Consider the following 19,323-nt stretch of genomic DNA (forward strand, 5'->3'; position numbering starts at 1 on the left):
GCCGGTCGGCCCCGCGTGCCTTCCGCCGGAAAGGTGTGATCCTTCTTGTCCGCCAGCGAAACGACCACTGTGGAGTCCGCCCTGCGGTACTGGCGGGACCGGCTCGCCGGGGCCGCCCCGGAGATCCCGCTCCCGGTGGACGGCACCCGTACGCCGCAGGTCCCCGCCCCCCGCACCGGCTCCCGGCCGCGGGTCGGGCACCGCCGTACGCTGCCCGCCGGCCCGCTGGCCGACCTCGCCCGCCGGACCGGGACCGGCACCGACGACGTCGTACTCGCCGGGCTCGCCGCCCTGCTGCACCGCTACACCGGCGGAACCGACCTGCTGATCGGCTCCGAACTGCCGCTGCGCCTGGACCTCGCCGGTGCGCCTGGGCTCGCCGAACTCGCCGGGCGGGTCGCCGCCACCCGGGCCGCGGCGGCGGCCCACACCCTGCCGCTGGACGCGATCGTCGACCCGGCCACCGCCGCGCCCTACAACGTCGGATACGGCACCGTCCCCGACGACCGCCTCGACCTGTGGCTCGGCGCCACCACCGGCGCCGACGCCGTCGAACTCGACCTGCGCTCCGCCACCGGCCGGCTGGCCCCGACGGCGGCCGCACGCCTGCTCGACCACCTCGACAACCTCCTCACCGACGGGGCGCGGCGGCCCGACCGGCCCGTCGCCGAACTGGACCTGCTCACCCCCGCCGAACGGCACCGGATCCTGGTCGGCTGGAACGACACCGCCTGCGCGGTGCCGCCCGACACCGTCCCCGACCTCTTCCAGACCTGGGTACGCCGCACCCCCGACGCGATCGCACTCGTGCTGGAGGAGACCGAGCTGACGTACCGGCAGCTCAACGAGCGCGCCAACCGGATCGCCCACCTGCTGATCGCCGCCGGCGCCGGCCCGGAGCGGCTGGTCGCGCTCGCCCTGCCCCGGTCGGTGGACCTGATCGTCGCCGAACTGGCCGTCCTCAAGGCCGGTGCCGCCTACCTGCCGCTCGACGTCGACTACCCGGCCGACCGGATCGCCTACATGCTGGCCGACGCCGCACCCGTCTGCCTGCTCACCACCACCGACCTCACCGACCGGATACCGCACCGCGCCGGCACCGACCGGTTGCTGCTCGACACCCCGGACCTCGCCGCGGACCTGGCCGGGCAGCCGGTCACCGACCCGACCGACGCCGACCGGTCCGCCCCGCTGACCGTCCACGGTGCCGCGTACGTCATCTACACCTCCGGCTCCACCGGCCACCCGAAGGGCGTCGTGCTGTCGCACACCGGGGTCGCCAAGCTCATCGCCACCCAGACCGAGCGGTTCGGCATCGGCCCGCACAGCCGCGTCCTCCAGTTCGCGTCCCCGAGCTTCGACGTCGCGTTCTGGGACCTGTGCCTGGCCCTGCTGTCCGGCGGCCGGATGGTGCTGGTCCCCGCCGACCGGCGGGTGCCGACCGACGCGCTCGCCGGGTACGCCCGCGACCACGGCGCCACCTTCATGATCCTGCCGCCGGCACTGCTCGCCGTCCTGCCCGCCGACGCCGAACTGCCCGAGGGCGCCACCCTGCTCGCCGGCACCGAACGGGTCTCGTCCGAACTCGTCGCCCGCTACGCCCGCCGGCTGAAGATGTACAACGCGTACGGGCCGACCGAGGCGACCGTCAACTCGACCCTGGGCCGCTGCGACCCCGACCTGCCGCCCGGCTCCCCGGTGCCGATCGGCCGCCCCGACCCCGGCACCCGCGCCTACGTCCTCGACGACACGCTGCGACCGGTGCCGGTCGGCGTGATCGGCGAGCTGTACCTCGGTGGCCCCGGCCTCGCCCGCGGCTACCTGAACCGGGCCGGGCTGACCGCGCAGCGGTTCGTCGCCGACCCGTACGGGCCGGCCGGGGAACGCCTCTACCGCACCGGCGACCTGGTGCGGTGGCGGGCCGACGGGCAGCTCGACTTCGTCGGCCGGGCCGACGACCAGGTGAAGATCCGCGGATACCGGATCGAGTTGGGCGAGGTCGAGTCGGCGATCGCCGGTGACCCCGAGGTGGCCCAGGTCGTCGCGACCGTACGCGAGGACCGGCCCGGCGACCGGCGGCTGGTCGCGTACGTCGTACCGGCGACCGGGGGGAGAACCGCCGCGGCCGACGGTGCCGCCGGACGGGGTGACGGGCAGGTAGCGCAGTGGAAGGAGCTGCACGAGCTGCTCTACCGGGCCGGCACCGCCGAACCCGCCGCCGACAACTTCACCGGCTGGAACAGCACGTACGACGGCCAGCCGATCCCGCTGCCCGAGATGCGGGCCTGGCGGGACGCCACCGTCGCCCGGATCGGGGCGCTGCGGCCCCGACGCATCCTGGAGATCGGGGTCGGCAGCGGTCTGATCCTGTCCAGGCTCGCCCCGCACACCGAGGCGTACTGGGGCACCGACCTGTCCGAGCAGGCGATCGAGACGCTGCGCGGCCACGTCGCGGGCAACCCGGACCTGGCCGGGCGGGTCACCCTGCGGGCCCGGCCGGCACACCGGTTCGACGGGCTGCCGGCCGGCTTCTTCGACACCGTGGTGGTCAACTCGGTCGTCCAGTACTTCCCGGACGCCGGCTACCTCGCCGACGTGCTGCGGCGCGCCGTCGAACTGGTCGTCCCCGGCGGGCGGGTCTTCGTCGGGGACGTACGCAACCTGCGGCTGCTGCCGGTGCTGCGGGCCGCCGTACAGGTCGGCCGGCACACCGCCGGACGGCGGCCGCTGGACGTCGCGGCGGCCCGCACCGGCGTCGAGCAGGACCTCGCCTGGGAGGGCGAGCTGCTGCTCGACCCGGACTTCTTCCCGACCCTGGCCGCCGGGCTGCCGGACGTCGCCAGCGTCGACCTGTGGGTCAGGCGCGGCACCGACCACAACGAGCTGAGCCGCTACCGCTACGACGTGGTCCTGCACCGCCGCGCGGACGGCACGGCCGCCGGGGTGCCGGTGGCGGCCGCACCGGCCCGGGTCTGGGGTACGGAACTGTCTACCCTGGACGCCATCGGTGCGGTGCTGGCCGGCGAGCGCCCGGCCGAGCTGCGGGTGACCGGGCTGCCGAACGCCCGCCTGGTCGCCGACCTGGCGGCACACCGGCAACTGGCGCCGGACGTGGCGGGGGAGACGCCCGACCCGGTCGACCCGGAGGCGCTGCACGACCTCGCCACCCGGCACGGCTACACGGTCGCGGTCACCTGGGCGCCGGACGGCACCGACGGCCACCTGGAGGCGGTCTTCCGCACCGGTCAGGCGCCGGACGGCGCCGCCACCACCGGAGCCGACCGGCCCCCGGCACCCGCCTACCGGCCCGGCGGCACCGGGCGGCCGCTCGCCGAGCTGGCGAACCGGCCGGTCGCCTTCCGCGACGTGACCGCCCTGCTGCGCCGGCTGCGTGAGCAGGCCCGCACCTGGCTGCCCGAGCACATGGTGCCGGCGGCGTTCGTCGCCCTGCACCGCATCCCGGTCACCGGCAGCGGCAAGGTCGACCGGGCCGCGCTGCCGGCGCCCGACCTCGGCGCGCTCAGCACCGGCGTACGTCCGCGCGGCGCCCGCGAGGAACTGCTCTGCACCCTCTACGCCGAGGTGCTCGACCTGCCCTCGGTCGGCATCGACGACGACTTCTTCGCCCTCGGCGGCGACAGCATCGTCGCGATCCAACTGGTGATCAGGGCCCGGCAGGCCGGACTCGCGATCACCCTGCGCCAGGTCTTCGTCCGGCGTACCGTCGCCGCGCTGGCCCCGGACGCCGTGCCGGTGGCCGACCCCGTGGCCGACCCGGCGCCGGTCACGGTGGACGCGACCACCGCCGCCCAGCTCGCCGCCGAACTGCCGGGCCTGGTCGAGGTCCTGCCGGTCACCCCGTTGCAGGAGGGGTTCTACTTCCACGCCCTGCTCGACGGGGTCGGCACCGACGCGTACGTGGTCCAGCTTGTCATCGACCTGACCGGGCCGCTGGACGCCGGCGCGCTACGCGCCGCGACCCAGTCGGTGCTGGACCGGCACGCCCCGCTGCGGGCCGCCTTCCGCACCGGCCCGCACGGCGACCTCGTCCAGGCCGTCATGGCCGGTGTCGAACTGCCCTGGCGGACCGTCGACCTGTCGGGACTCGACGCCGACGCGCAGCGGGACCGGCTGACCGCTGAGATTGACGCCGAACGCGGCCGACCGTTCGACCTCGGCCGGGCACCGCTGCTGCGCGCACTGCTGGCCCGGCGGTCCCCGGACCGGCACTGGCTGATCCTGCAATTCCCGCACATCGTCGCCGACGGCTGGTCGGTCTCGGTGCTGCTGCGCGACCTGCTCGCCGGCTACGGCCCGGCCGCCACCCCGCTGCCGGCCGTCACCCCGTACCGGACCTACCTCGGCTGGCTCGGCCGGCAGGACCGGGACGCCGCCCGGACCGCCTGGGCCGCGGCACTGTCCGGAGTGGACGAGCCGACCCGGCTGGTGCCGGTGCCGGCACGACCGCTGCCGGCCCGCAACGCCGAACTGCGGATCACCCTGCCCGAGCCGGTCACCGCCGCGCTGACCGCCCAGGCCCGCGAGTACGGCCTCACCCTTGGCGCCGTGCTCCAGGGCGCCTGGGGGCTGCTCCTCGGCCAGCTCACCGGCCGCCGCGACGTGCTCTTCGGGACCACCGTCTCCGGCCGGGCCGCCGACGTCGACGGGATCGCCGACATCGTCGGCCTGTTCATCAACACGCTGCCGGTACGGCTGCGCTGGCACCCCGACCGGTCGCTGCTCGACGTACTCGCCGGCCTGCACACCGAACAGTCCGACCTGCTCGACCACCAGCACCTCGGCCTCGCCGAACTGCACCGCCTCACCGGCCTCGACGAACTCTTCGACACCCTCGTGGTGCTGGAGAACTATCCGGAACAGGACGGGCTGCGCGACCCGTCCGGCACCATCGGGGTCGCCGGCCTCGACTACCGCGACGCCGGCCACTATCCGCTCGCCCTGATCGCCCTGCCCGGCGACCGGCTCGACCTGCGCTTCAAGCACGACCTGTCCAGGGTCGACGCACCCACCGCGCGACGGATCGCCGACCGGCTCGGCCGGCTGCTCGAACAGATCGCCACCGACCCGCACCTGCCGTGCGGGCGGCTCGGCCTGCTCACCGACGCCGAACGCGACCACGCCCTCGCCCTGCTCGCCGGCCCGCACCGCGCGGGCGGCCCGGCGACCCTGCTCGACGCGATCGAGGCGCAGGTCGCCCGCACCCCGCACGCGCCGGCGATCATCGCCGGCGACGCGACGGTGACGTACCGGCAGCTCGACGAACGGGCCGCCGCACTGGCCGCCCGCCTGGTCGCCGCCGGTGCCGGCCCGGAACGGTTCGTCGCCGTCGCCGTACCCCGGTCGGTCGAACTCGTCGTCGGGCTGCTCGGCGTGCTCAAGGCCGGCGCCGCCTACCTGCCGCTCGACGCCGACCAGCCCGCCGACCGGCTGGCCGACCTGCTCGCCGACGCGGGCGTACGCACCGTCGTGACGGTGCCGGCGGCGCGGGCCGCACTGCCGGCCGGGCTCGACCTGCACCCGGTCGACGGCCCGGCGGCGCCCGAACCGGCCCCGGCCACCCGGCCGCGCCCGGACCAGCCCGCCTACCTGCTCTTCACCTCCGGCTCCACCGGCCGGCCCAAGGGCGTCGTCGTCCCGCACGCCGCGATCACCAACCAGCTCACCTGGGTCCAGGACCGGTTCCGGCTCACCGCCGACGACCGGGTGCTGCACCAGCTGTCGGCCACCTTCGACCCCGCCGCGCTGGAGATCTTCTGGCCGCTGACCGCCGGCGCCGCCATCGTGCTGACCCGCCCGGACGGCACCGGCGACCCGGCCCACCTGGCCGAGGTGATCCACCGGCACCGGGCGACCACGCTGGTGACCGTCTCGTCGGTGCTCACCGCCTTCGCCGACGCCCTCGCCGTCGCCGTCGCCGGCACGTCGGTTGCCAGCCTCACCCGGGTGCTGGCCGGCGGCGACGCGCTGCCGGCCACGACCGCCGCCCGCTGGCGGGAGCTGACCGGGACACCGGTCCACAACGTCTACGGCCCGACCGAGACCGCCATCCAGGTCACCTGGCACCCCGCCGACACCGGTCCGGCCGGCCCGACCGTGCCGATCGGACGACCGGTCGCCGACACCCGCCTGTACGTCCTCGACGGCGCCCTGCGCCCGGTCCCGCCAGGCGTACCCGGCGAGCTGTACGTCGCCGGCGCCCAACTCGCCCGGGGCTACCACCGCCGGCCGGCACTGACCGCCGACCGGTTCGTCGCCGACCCGTACGGGCCGGCGGGGGAGCGCATGTACCGCACCGGTGACCTGGTCCGGTACGGCGCCGACGGGGTGCTCGAATACCTCGGCCGCACCGACCGGCAGGTCAAGGTACGCGGCCACCGCATCGAGCCGGGCGAGGTGGAGGCCCACCTCGCCGGCCGGCCCGGGGTCGCGGCGGCGGCCGTCGCCGTACGGCCCGGTCCCGGCGGCGCCACCCGCCTGGTCGGGTACGTCGTACCCCGCCCCGGCGCCGACGTCGACCCCGACGCGCTACGGGCCGACCTCGCCGCGACCCTGCCCGGCCCGCTGGTGCCGGCGGTCGTGGTCGCCGTCGACGCCCTGCCCCGCACCGCCAGCGGCAAGCTCGACCTGGCCGCGCTGCCCGACCCGCAACCGGACCGGGCCGCCTCCCGCGCCCCGGCGACCGACGGCGAGCGGCTCTTCTGCGACATCTTCGCGGCCGTGCTCGACCTGCCCGGCGTCGGCGCCGACGACGACTTCTTCGCCCTCGGCGGCGACAGCATCCGGTCGATCGCGGTGTCCAGCCGGGCGTACGCCCGCGACCTGCCGGTCAGCCCGCGCGACGTCTTCACCCTGCGGACCCCCGCCGAACTGGCCGCGTCCGCCGTCCCGTCGGCCGGGACCGGCGCCGGGCCGGACGGCGCCCCGGCCGTCGAGGTGCTGGCAGCCGCCGACCTGGAACTGGTACGGGAGCGCAGCCCGTGGCCGGTCGAGGAGGTGTGGCCGCTGTCGCCGCTCCAGGAGGGGCTGTACTTCCACGCCAGCTACGACAGCGGCGAACTCGACGTATACACCGCCCAGGTCGCCTTCGACGTGGCCCGGCCGATGGACGCCGACCGGCTGGCCCGTGCCTGCCGTACGCTGCTGGCCCGCAACCCCGGCCTGCGGGCCGGGTTCACCGGCGACGGGCTGCCCGCCCCGGTGCAGTTCGTCACCGCCGACCCGCCACCGGCGCTGACCACCGCCGACCTGTCCACGATGGACGGAGACGCGCGGGCGGCGGAACTCGACCGGCTGCTGACCGCCGACCGGACCCGCCGCTTCGACCTGGCCCGGCCGCCGCTCTTCCGGCTGCTGCTGATCCGGCTCGGCGACACCGACCGGCTCGTCATCACCCACCACGTGCTGCTCTGGGACGGCTGGTCGGCCCGGATCGTCCTCGACCAGCTCCTCGCCCTCTACGCCGCCGACGGCGACGACCGCGACCTGCCGCCCGCCGGCTCCTACCGCTCCTACCTGGACTGGCTCGCCGGCCAGGACCGCGACGCGGCGGCCACCGCCTGGCGGGCCGCGTTCGACGGGCTGGCCGAACCGACCCTGGTCGCCCCGGCCGAGAAGGCCCGCCGCCCGGTGCTGCCGCGCCGCCGCGGCGTCGAGCTGTCCACGGCGGCGACCGACCGGCTGCGCGCCGCCGCCCGCGACCACGGCGTCACCCTCAACACCATGCTCAACGCCGCCTGGGCACTCGTGCTCTCGACCGCGGTCGGCCGTACCGACGTCGTCTTCGGCACCACCGTCGCCGGCCGGCCCGCGCAGATCCCGTACGTCGACGACACCATCGGCCTGTTCCTCAACACCGTTCCGGTCCGGGTCGCCCTCGACGCGGCCGAGCCGGTCGGTGACCTGCTGCGCCGTATGCAGGCCGAACGGGCCGCGCTGATGCCGCACGAATACCTCGGCCTCGGCGAGGTACAGCGGGAGAGCGGCCACACCCAGCTCTTCGACACCCTCTTCGCCCTGCAGCAGGTCGGCGGCGACGACGAGATCACGCGGCTCCGCGACCGGTACGGCGTCACCGAGGCCGGCAGCGTCGACGCCACCCACTACCCGCTCACCCTGGTCGTCGCGCCCGGACAGCGGCTGCGGGCGACGCTGGCGTACCGGGCCGACACGGTGGGGGCGCCGACGGCGGCGAGCCTGCTCGACCGGTTCGTCACCGTCCTCTCCCGGCTGGCCGCCACCCCGACCGGCCCGGTCGGCCGGCTCGACGTGTTGCCGCCGGCCGAACGCGCCGCGCTGGCCGCCCGCGCCGGGGCGACCGTACGGCCGCTGCCCGGCGACACGATCGCCGACCTGCTCGGCGCGCAGGCCCGCCGGACGCCGGACGAGAGCGCACTGGTGTTCGGGGCACGACGGTGGACGTACGCCGAACTGGACGCCCGGGTGAACCGGATCGCCCGCCTGCTGATGGCCAGGGGCGCCGGCCCGGAGAAGGTGGTGGCGCTGGCCCTGCCCCGCTCGGCGGACATGGTGGCCGCGCTGTTCGCGGTGCTGCGCACCGGGGCCGCCTACCTCCCGCTGGAACTGGACCACCCCGCCGACCGGCTGGCCCACATGATCGACGACGCCGGGCCGGTCTGTGTGCTGACCACGACGGCCGTCGCCGCCCGGCTGCCCGACCGTGGCCTGCTGCGGCTCGACGCCCCGGAGACCGTCGCCGAACTCGCCGCGACCCCGGCCGAACCAGCCGAGCACCCGGCCTTCGCCCGCACCCGCCCCGAACGGCTCGAACACCCCGCGTACGTCATCTACACGTCCGGCTCGACCGGCCGGCCCAAGGGCGTCGTCACCCCGTACCGGGGGCTGACGAACATGCAGCTCAACCACCAGGAGGCGATCTTCGGCCCGGTCGTCGAGGCCGCCGGTCGGCGGCTGCGGATCGCGCACACCGTCTCGTTCGCCTTCGACATGTCGTGGGAGGAACTGCTCTGGCTGGTCGAGGGCCACGAGGTGCACGTCTGCGACGAGGAACTGCGCCGCGACGCCGAGGCGCTGGTGGCGTACTGCGACCGGCACCGCATCGACGTCGTCAACGTGACCCCGACGTACGCCGACCACCTGATCGCGCAGGGGCTGCTGGCGGGCGACGAGGCGGCCGGCCGGCATCGGCCGGTGCTGGTGCTGCTCGGCGGCGAGGCCGTCTCCGACCAGGTCTGGAACCGGCTGCGGGACACCGACGGCACGCTTGGCTACAACCTGTACGGCCCGACCGAATACACCATCAACACCCTCGGCGGCGGCACCCTCGACAGTGCCACCCCGACCGTCGGCCGGGAGATCTGGAACACCCGGGCCCACCTGCTCGACCCGTGGCTGCGCCCGGTGCCGGACGGCTGCGCCGGTGAGCTCTACATCGGCGGCGCCGGCCTGGCCCGCGGCTATCTCGGCAGCCCCGGCCTGACCGCGCACCGGTTCGTCGCCGACCCGTTCGGGGCACCGGGGCAGCGGCTCTACCGTACCGGTGACCTGGTCCGCCGCCGCCCGGACGGCAACCTCGACTTCCTCGGCCGCACCGACGACCAGGTGAAGATCCGTGGGTACCGGGTGGAACTGGGCGAGATCGAATCGGTGCTCACCGAGCACCCCGACGTCGCCCGGGCCGCCGTCGTCGCCCGCGACACCGGCACCGGTCGCCGCCTGGTCGGCTACGTCGTGCCGGCCGACGGCGTCGCCGCCGGTGACGAGGACGAGCAGATCGCCGAGTGGCACCAGATCTACCACGACGAGTACGCCGAGGTTGGCACCGCCGTCGGGACCGAGGAGTTCGCCGGCTGGGACTCCAGCTACGACGGCCGCCCGATCCCGCTCGCCGACATGCGCGAGTGGCGGGACACGACCGTCGCCCGGATCCGCGAACTGCGCCCACGCCGGGTGTTGGAGATCGGTTGCGGCACCGGGCTGCTGCTGACCCGGCTCGCCCCGGACTGCGAGTCGTACTGGGGCACCGACTTCGCCGCACCCGTCATCGACAAGCTGCGGGTCGACGTGGCCGGCGTACCGGAACTCGCCGGCCGGGTCGAGCTGCGGCACCGGCGCGCCGACGACCTGTCCGGGCTGCCCCGCGACCACTTCGACACCATCGTGATCAACTCGGTGGTCCAGTACTTCCCGAGCGTCGAATACCTGGTCCAGGTGCTGACCGGCGCGCTGGACCTGGTGGTGCCCGGCGGTGCCGTCTTCGTCGGCGACGTACGCAACCTGCGGCTGGCCCGTACCTTCCACGCCGCCGTCCAGGCGGCCCGGTCCGGCGCCGACCCCGATCCCGACCGGCTGCGGCGCGCCGTCGAGCGCGGCGTGCTGATGGAAAAGGAACTGCTGGTCGACCCCGACCTGTTCGCGGTCCTGCCGGGCGTGACCGGCACCGTGCTCACCAAACGGGGGCGGCACCACAACGAGCTGACCCGGCACCGCTACGACGTGGTGCTGCGGGCGGCATCCGGCACCGCGCCACCCGCGGCCGACCTGCCGGTACGACGCTTCGACGGCGACCTCGCCGGGCTCGGGGCGTACCTGGAATCGGCCCGGCCCGAACGGGTACGCGTCGAGCGGGTGCCCAACGCCCGCCTCGCCGGCGAACTCGCGACCGTCCGCGCCCTCGACGACCAGCCATCCGATGTGGATGGTGCGGCCGGAGTGGAGCCGGAGGCGTTGCGCGAACTCGGGGAACGGCTCGGCTACCGGGCGCTGGTCACCTGGTCACCGGCCCACGACGGCAGCCTCGACCTGGTGCTGACCCCGCCGGACGAGGAGCCGCCGGCCGGGCTGTGCCGGCCGCTGCGGACCGCCGCCACCCCCACCGACTGCGCCAACCGGCCCGCCGCCGCCCGGGGCACCGCGGCCCTCACCGCCCGGCTGCGCGACCATCTCAAGCGCCGACTGCCCGACTACATGGTCCCGGCCGCCCTGGTGCTGCTCGCCGACCTGCCACTGACCGTCAACGGCAAGCTCAACACCCGGGCGCTGCCGGACGCCGACCCCGCACCGACGGCCACCCCCGACCAGGCGCCGGCCAACGACCGCGAACGGGCACTGTGCGAACTCTTCGCCGACGTGCTCGGCCTGCCGGCGGTCGGCGTACGGGACAACTTCTTCGACCTCGGCGGACACTCGCTGCTCGCCACCCGGCTGGTCGGCCGGGCCCGTGGCGTCCTCGGCGCCGACCTGTCGATCCGCGACCTGTTCGAGGCGCCCACCGTCGCCGAACTGTGCGCCCGGGTCGCCCCGGACCCCGGCGGCGACCGGCCGGCCCTGGAACCGGTGCCCCGCCCCGACCCGCTACCGGCGTCGTACGCCCAGCAGCGGCTGTGGGTGCTGCACCAGCTCGACCCGGACTCCGCGGCGTACAACTTCCCGCTGGTCGCCCGGCTGCGCGGCACCCTGGACACCGACGCGTTCACCGCCGCCGTGCGGGACGTGGTGGCGCGGCACGAGGCGCTGCGGACCCTCGTCGTCACCCACGACGGCCGCCCGGTGCAGCGCGTCGTCCCGGCCGCCGACGCGGTACCCGCCGTCGACCTGCGCGACGTCACCGCCGCCGAACTGCCCACGGTGGTCCGGGCCGCCGCGTCCCGGCCGTTCGACCTCGCCACCGAACTGCCGGTCCGGCTCACCATCGCCCGACTCGCACCCGACGAGCACGTGGTAGTGATCCTGCTGCACCACGTCACCACCGACGAGTGGTCGGACGGGCCGTTCCTGCGCGACCTCGGCGTGGCGTACGCGGCCCGGCTGGGCGGGACCGCACCGGACCGGCCGCCGCTGCCGGTGCAGTACGCCGACTACACCCTGTGGCAACGGGAACTGCTCGGCGACCCGGCCGACCCGGCCAGCCGCGCCGCCCGGCAACTCGCCTTCTGGCGGGAGACGCTGGCCGGCGCCCCGCAACGGCTCGAACTGCCCGCCGACCGCACCCCTGCCCCGGGCACCGCCGGCGCCGCCGGCGGCGAAACGTCCGTCGAGCTGGATCCGGCCGCCGTACGGGTCCTGCGCCGCCTCGCCCAGCAGACCGGCGCCAGCATGTTCATGGTCGGGCACGCCCTGGTCGCCGCCCTGCTGCACCGGCTCGGCGCCGGCACCGACATCCCGCTCGGCGCCCCCATCGCCGGCCGCACCGACGAAGCCCTCGACGACCTGGTCGGCTTCTTCGTCAACACGCTGGTGCTGCGCACCGACGTCGGCGGCGACCCCGGCTTCACCGAACTGCTCACCCGGGTCCGGGCCGCCGACCTGGCCGCGTTCGCCAACCAGGACGTGCCGTTCGAGGCCGTCGTCCGCGACCTCAACCCCGAACGCACGGCCGGCGACAACCCGCTCTTCCAGGTCATGGTCGTGCACCGCAACCGCGGCGGCGACCGGCTCGACCTGCCCGGCCTGACCGCCACCCCGGAGCCGTACGCCACCGGCACCGCCCGGTTCGACCTGGTCTTCAGCTTCGTCGAGCAGGCCGACGGCGAATCCCTGGCCGTGACCCTCGGCTACCGGACCGACGTCTTCGACGCCGGCACCGTCGAGGCGATCGGCCGCCGGCTGGCCCGGCTGGTCGACGCGGTCGCCACCGACCCGTCCGCCCCGCTGCACACCGCCGACCTGCTCGACGACGCCGAACGGCGACACGTCCTGCACGACCTCAACGCCACCGGCCGGCCCGTCACCGAGGCCACCCTGCCGGACCTGTTCGCCGCCCGGGTCGCCGAACGCCCTGACGCGGTCGCCGTGGTCGACGCGGCCGGCGAGCTGACGTACGCCGGACTCGACGCCGCCGCGAACCGGATCGCCCGGCTGCTGCTGCGCAGCGGCGTACGGGCCGGGGACGTCGTCGGGCTCGCCGTGCCCCGGTCCACCCCGATGGTCGCGGCGATCCTGGGCACGCTCAAGCTCGGCGCCGCCTACCTGCCCCTCGACCTGACCCACCCGGCCGACCGGCTGGCCTACATGCTGACCGACAGCGGCGCCCGGACCGTCCTGTCCACCATGGACGCGCCGCTGCCGGACGCGGCCGTACGCCGGATCGTGCTGGACGACCCCGCGACCGCCGCCGAACTCGCCGGCCTCGACGGCGGTCCGGTCACCGGGGCACGACCACCGGCCGGCCTCGACCACGCCGCCTACGTCATCTACACCTCCGGCTCCACCGGCCGGCCGAAGGGCGTCGTGGTCAGCCACGAGGGCATCGCCAGCCTGGCCGCGACCGCCGTCGACCGGATGGGCGTCACCGCTGACAGCCGCGTCCTCCAGTTCGCCTCGGTCGGCTTCGACGTCACCGTCTTCGACCTGGTCATGTCGCTGTGCGTCGGCGGCCGGCTGGTGCTGATCTCCGACGAGGCCCGGGTCGCCGACCACGCACTCACCGACTTCCTGGCCGCCCACGCGGTCACCCACATGATCCTGCCGCCGTCGTTGCTGTCGGCCCTGCCCGAGGAGTGCGAGCTGCCCGACGGCGGGGTGGTGCTGGTCGGCACCGAGACCGTGCCGCCGGACCTGGTCCGCCGGCTCACCCGCCGGCAGCGGGTCTTCGGCGCGTACGGCCTGACCGAGGCGACCGTCAACTCGACCCTGTGGGCCGCCGAACCGGGCTGGGCCGCCGCCGTCCCGATCGGCCGCCCCGACCCCAACACCCGGGTGTACGTCCTCGACCCCCACCTGCGCCCGGTCCCGTCCGGCGTCGTCGGCGAGTTGTACGTCGCCGGCCGGGGCCTCGCCACCGGCTACCTCGGCCAGCACGGGCTGACCGCACAGCGGTTCGTCGCCGACCCGTACGGCCCGGCCGGCGCCCGCATGTACCGCACCGGCGACCGGGCCCGCTGGCGGACCGACGGCAACCTCGACTTCCTCGGCCGCACGGACGACCAGGTGAAGATCCGTGGCTTCCGGATCGAACCCGGCGAGATCGAGGCGGCCCTCGCCGGCCACCCCGACGTGGCACAGGCCGTCGTCGCCGACCGGTCGGGTCCGGTGACCCGGCTCGCCGCGTACGTCGTACCGGCCGGCACCGCCGCCCCCGACCCGGCCGCCCTGCGCGACCACGTCGCGGCGCGGCTGCCGGAATACATGGTCCCGGCCGCGGTGGTGGTGCTGCCCGGCCCGCTGCCGCTGACCCCGAACGGCAAGCTGGACCGCAGGGCGCTGCCGGCACCGGACTTCGGCGCGGCGACCGGCGGCCGGGCCCCGGCGACCGCCCGCGAGGAACTGCTCTGCCGGCTCGTCGCCGACCTGCTCCACCTGCCCGCCGTCGGCGCCGACGACGACTTCTTCGCCCTCGGCGGCGACAGCATCGTGGCGATCCAACTCGTCGGCCGGGCCCGCCGGGAAGGACTTACCATCCGGCCGGCGGCGGTCTTCACCGCGCGTACCCCGGCCGGCCTGGCCGCCGTGGCCCGCGACGCCGAACCAGCGGCCACGCCCGGCGCCGCCCCGGTGTCCACCGGGCTCGTCCTCGACCCCGCCGAGGCGGCCGAGATCGCCGCGCTCGACCCGGCACCGGTCGAGGTGCTGCCACTCACCCCGCTACAGGCGGGCCTGCTCTTCCACGCCGCGCTCGACTCCGACGGCCCGGACGTCTACACCGTGCAGACCTGGTTCGACCTGGCCGGACCGGTCGACGCCGACCGGCTGCGCCGCAGCGGACAGGCCCTGCTGGACCGGCACGCCAACCTGCGCGCCGGCTTCCGGCACCTGTCGTCCGGCCGGCCGGTCGCGCTCGTCCCGGCCACCGCCGAACTGCCCTGGTCGGAGCAGGACGGTGCCGGCACGTCCTGGCCGGATCTGCTCGACGCCCAGGCCGCCCGCTTCGACCCGGCCGCCCCGCCACTGCTGCGCCTCGCCCTGGTCCACCTCGGACCGGACCGGCACCGGCTGATCCTCACCCACCAGCACCTGCTGCTCGACGGCTGGTCCGGCCCGCCACTGATCGACGAACTCGCCCGCCTCTACGCCGCCGACGCCGACCCGGCCGCACTGCCCCCGGTCGTGCCGTTCCGCGACTACCTCGGCTGGCTCGCCGCCCAGGACCGCGCCGCCGCCCGCGAGGCGTGGGCGACCGAACTCGCCGACGTGACCGAACCGACCCGGCTGGTGCCCGCCGACCCGGCCCGCCCGCCGATCGCGCCCCGGCTGCACGAGACGGAACTGTCCACGGAGGTGACGGCCGCGCTCTCCGCCCTCGCCCGGCGGACCGGCGTGACCGTCGGCACGGCCGTGCACGCCGCCTGGGGCGTCGTGCTCAGCCGCCTGCTCGGCCGCGACGACGTCGTCTTCGGCGCCACCGTCTCCGGCCGCCCCGCCGACCTGCCCGGCATGGAGTCGATGATCGGCCTGTTCATCACCACCATCCCGGTCCGGGTCCGCTGCCGGCCCGCCGATCCGCTGCGCGACGTGCTGGACCGGGTGTGGGCCGCCCAGTCCCGGCTGGTCGACCACCAGCACCTCGGGCTCGCCGAGATCCAGCGGGCGGCCGGCGCCGGCGAACTCTTCGACAGCCTCGTGGTCTTCGAGAACTTCCCGGTGACCGACGGGCCGGCCGACCCGGTGGCCGGGCTCGACATCCGGCCGGCCGGCGGCCGCGACGCCACCCACTACCCGCTGACCTGGTCGGTCGAGCCCGGCGACCGGCTTCGGCTGGTCGCCGAGTACCGGCCGGACGTGCTCGACCCGGCGACCGTCGAACGGATCACCGACGCGCTCGCCCGCACCCTGACCGCGCTGGCCACCGACCCGGACCGCCCGGCCGGCACGGTCGACCTGCTCACCGAACCGGCCCGCGACCGGGTGCTCGCCGCCGGCAACGGGCCCGTCGTCGACGTGCCGGCCGCCACCATGCCGGACCTGTTCGCCGCCCAGGTCGCCGAAACCCCGGACGCCACCGCCCTCGTCGGCACCGACACCGATGCCATGGGCTGGTCGTTCGCCGAGGTCGACCGCTACACCAACCGGCTCGCCCGGCTGCTGGTCGCCGACGGCGCCGGCCCGGAACGGCTGGTCGCGCTGGCGCTGCCCCGCAAGGCGATCACGGTCGCCGCGATCCTCGCCGTACACAAGGCCGGTGCCGGCTACCTGCCGGTCGACGCCGACCTGCCGCCCGACCGGATCGCCGGCATGCTCGCCGACGCCGCCCCGGTGCTGCTGATCACCACCGCCGACGTCGCCGCCGACCTGCCCGCCGGCGGCCCGCCGCGACTGCTGCTGGACAGCGCCGAAACCGCCGAACGGCTGCGCGGCCAGCCGGCCACCGCCGTCACCGACACCGACCGCCGCCGAATGCTGCGGCCGGACCACCCGGCATACGTCATCTACACCTCCGGCTCCACCGGCCGGCCCAAGGGCGTCGTGGTCACCCACCGCAACCTCGTCAACCTCTTCCACAGCCACCGCGCCACCCTGCACCAACCGGCGGTCGCCGCCACCGGCCGCCGCCACCTGCGGGTCGGCCACGCCTGGTCGTTCTCCTTCGACGCCTCCTGGCAGCCGCAGCTGTGGCTCTACGACGGCCACGCCGTGCACGTGGTCGACGACGAGACCCGCCGCGACCCCGGCCGGCTGGCCGCCGCGGTGACCGCCGCCCGGCTCGACTTCATCGAGGTCACCCCGGGGCAGTTCGCCGCGATGGCCGACGCCGGCCTGGTCCGTGACGGCCGCTGTGGGCTCGCGGTGGTCGGTGTCGGCGGCGAGGCCGTCCCGCCCGACCTCTGGACCGCCCTGTCCGGGTTGTCCGGCACCACGGGCTTCAACCTGTACGGCCCGACGGAGTGCACGGTCGACGCCCTGGTCGCCCGGATCGGCGACAGCGTTCGGCCGGTCGTCGGTCGGCCGGTCGCCAACCTGCGGGCGTACGTGCTCGACCCGGCCATGCGACCCGTCGCCCCCGGCGTCACCGGCGAGCTGTACCTGGCCGGCGCCGGACTCGCCCGCGGCTATCTGGGGCGGCCGGACCTGACCGCGCAGCGGTTCGTCGCCGACCCGTTCGGCCCGCCCGGCACCCGGATGTACCGCACCGGCGACCTGGCCAGGTGGACCGCGGACGGGCAGATCGACTACGCCGGCCGGGCCGACGACCAGGTCAAGATCCGCGGCTACCGGATCGAGCCCGGCGAGATCGAGGCGGCGCTGACCGGCCATCCGGCGGTGTCGCGGGCCAGCGTGGTCGTACGCGACGACCACGGCCGCCACCTCGTCGCGTACGTCGTCGCCACCCCCGGCGCCGACCCGGACCCGGCGGTGCTGCGTGAACACGCGGCCGGGCTGCTGCCGGAGTACATGGTGCCGGCCGCCTTCGTCGTGCTGCCCCGGCTGCCGGTGCTGCCCAACGGCAAGCTCGACCGGGCCGCGCTGCCCGCCCCCGACCACCGGCCGTCGGCCGGCCGGGCGGCCCGCACCCCGCTGGAACGTACGCTGCGCGACCTCGTCGCCGACGTGCTCGCCCGACCGGACATCGGCGTCGACGACGACTTCTTCGCCGCCGGGGCGGACAGCGCCAGCTCGATCGAACTCGTCGCCCGGGCCCGCCGCGCCGGGCTGACCCTGCGCACCCGGGACGTGTTCCGGCTACGCACCGTCGCCGCGCTCGCCCCGGTCGTGACCGTCGGGGAGACCACCGTCCCGCTGACGCCGATCATGCACTGGCTGCGTGGGCTGCCCGGACCGATCGACGGTTTCAACCAGTCGGCGGTGCTGCGTACGCCCGCCGAACCGGACCACGACCGGATCGTCCGGGCCCTGTGCTCCCTTGTGGACACCCATGACCTGCTCCGGGCCCGCCTCGACCGGACGGACGGGCGGCCGTGGACGCTGCGTGTGCCGCCACCGGGGCTGACCGACGTACGGCCGCTGGTCCACCGGGTGGACGCCGCCGGACTCGACGACGACGGCCTGCGGGCCGAAGTCGCCGCACAGGCCCGGGCCGCCCGCGACCGGCTGGACCCGGACGGTGGCGTGCTGCTCCAGGCGGTCTGGTTCGACGCCGGACCGCGACCGGGCCGGCTGCTGCTGACGATCCACCACCTCGCCGTCGACGGGGTGTCCTGGCGCATCCTGGTACCGGACCTGGCCGCCGCGTGGGTGGCGGCCGGCGAGCCGGAGCGTCCGGGCGGCGGGCCGGCGCCGGTCGGCACCTCCTTCGCCGACTGGGCGGCCGGGCTGGTCCGGGCCTCGGCCGACCCGGCCCGGGAAGTAGAGCTGGCGTACTGGACGGACGCGCTGGCCGGTCCCGACGACGGCGCGCGGCGGGCCGCCAGCGATCTGCCACTGCACCGCCCGCTCGACCCGGCGCGGGACACCGCCGCCACCTGTCGCGAGGTCCACACCACGCTGGCCACCGCCGAGACGGCCGTCCTGCTCACCCGGCTACCGGCCGCCCTCGACGCGACGGTCAACGACATCCTGCTGGCCACCGTCGCGGCGGCGGTCGCCGGGACCCGCCGCCGCACCGGAATGGAAGGCAGCAGCGTCCGGATCGCCCTCGAAGGACACGGGCGTGAGGAGTCGACGGTCGCCGGCCCGGTCGACCTGTCCCGCACGGTCGGCTGGTTCACCAGCGTCTACCCGGTGCGCCTAGATCCCGGCACCGTCGACCCGGACCGGGCCGACACGTTGCGGGCGGCGGTGACCCGGGTCCGCGACACGCTGCGCGCCGTACCCGACAACGGCATCGGCTTCGGCCTGCTCCGGCACCTCGACAGCCGGACCGGCGCCAGCCTGGCCGCCCTCGGCGACCCCGACATCCAGGTCAACTACCTGGGCCGGTTCAGCCTGCCGGAGGCCGCGGACTGGTCGTTCGCGCCGGAGATGGCCGTCGCCGCGCCGCACGCCGCCGACCCGGACATGCCCCAGTCGTACGCGCTCGGCGTCACGATCCAGGTCGAGGACCGTGCCGACGGACCCCACCTGACGGCCACCTGGACCTGGCCGGGCGCGGTGCTGGCCGAGGAAACCGTCCGGGAGACGGCTGCCGACTGGACCCGGATCCTGCATAGTCTCGTCAAGTCCGTGGAACCGCCACCGAGGAGAGCCCGATGACCAACCCCTTCGACGACCCCGACGGCACCTTCCTGGTCCTGGTCAACGCCGAGAACCAGCACAGCCTGTGGCCGGCGTTCGCCGACGTGCCGGCCGGTTGGACCACGGTGTTCGGTCCCGGGCCCCGACAGGAGGCGCTCGACTACGTCGAGGCCAACTGGACCGACCTGCGCCCGCAGAGCCTCATCGACGCCATGAAGTCCGAGGGCTAGCCACCGGCCGGCCGGCCTCACCGAAGAG

At 75.6% G+C, this 19,323-nt stretch carries 2 protein-coding genes; both read left to right on the plus strand.

Annotated features, from left to right (window positions below; translation table 11 throughout):
* Positions 1-45 precede the first annotated feature (45 nt).
* Positions 46-19,083, plus strand: coding sequence for an amino acid adenylation domain-containing protein (locus tag AB0M79_RS10225; RefSeq protein WP_364210516.1), 19,038 nt, complete (start codon positions 46-48; stop codon positions 19,081-19,083).
* Positions 19,080-19,295: an MbtH family protein gene (locus AB0M79_RS10230; RefSeq protein WP_357536646.1), complete on the plus strand. Its 216-nt coding sequence runs from the start codon at positions 19,080-19,082 to the stop codon at positions 19,293-19,295. The genes AB0M79_RS10225 and AB0M79_RS10230 overlap by 4 nt, the downstream gene beginning before the upstream one ends.
* Positions 19,296-19,323: the final 28 nt, after the last annotated feature.

The sequence above is a fragment of the Polymorphospora sp. NPDC051019 genome (assembly GCF_040683055.1).
GTDB lineage: Bacteria > Actinomycetota > Actinomycetes > Mycobacteriales > Micromonosporaceae > Polymorphospora > Polymorphospora lycopeni.

What these genes read in the sequence shown, in the direction of transcription:
- AB0M79_RS10230 (WP_357536646.1), top strand. Translation starts at nt 19,080, where the DNA reads ATGACCAACCCCTTCGACGACCCCGACGGCACCTTCCTGGTCCTGGTC.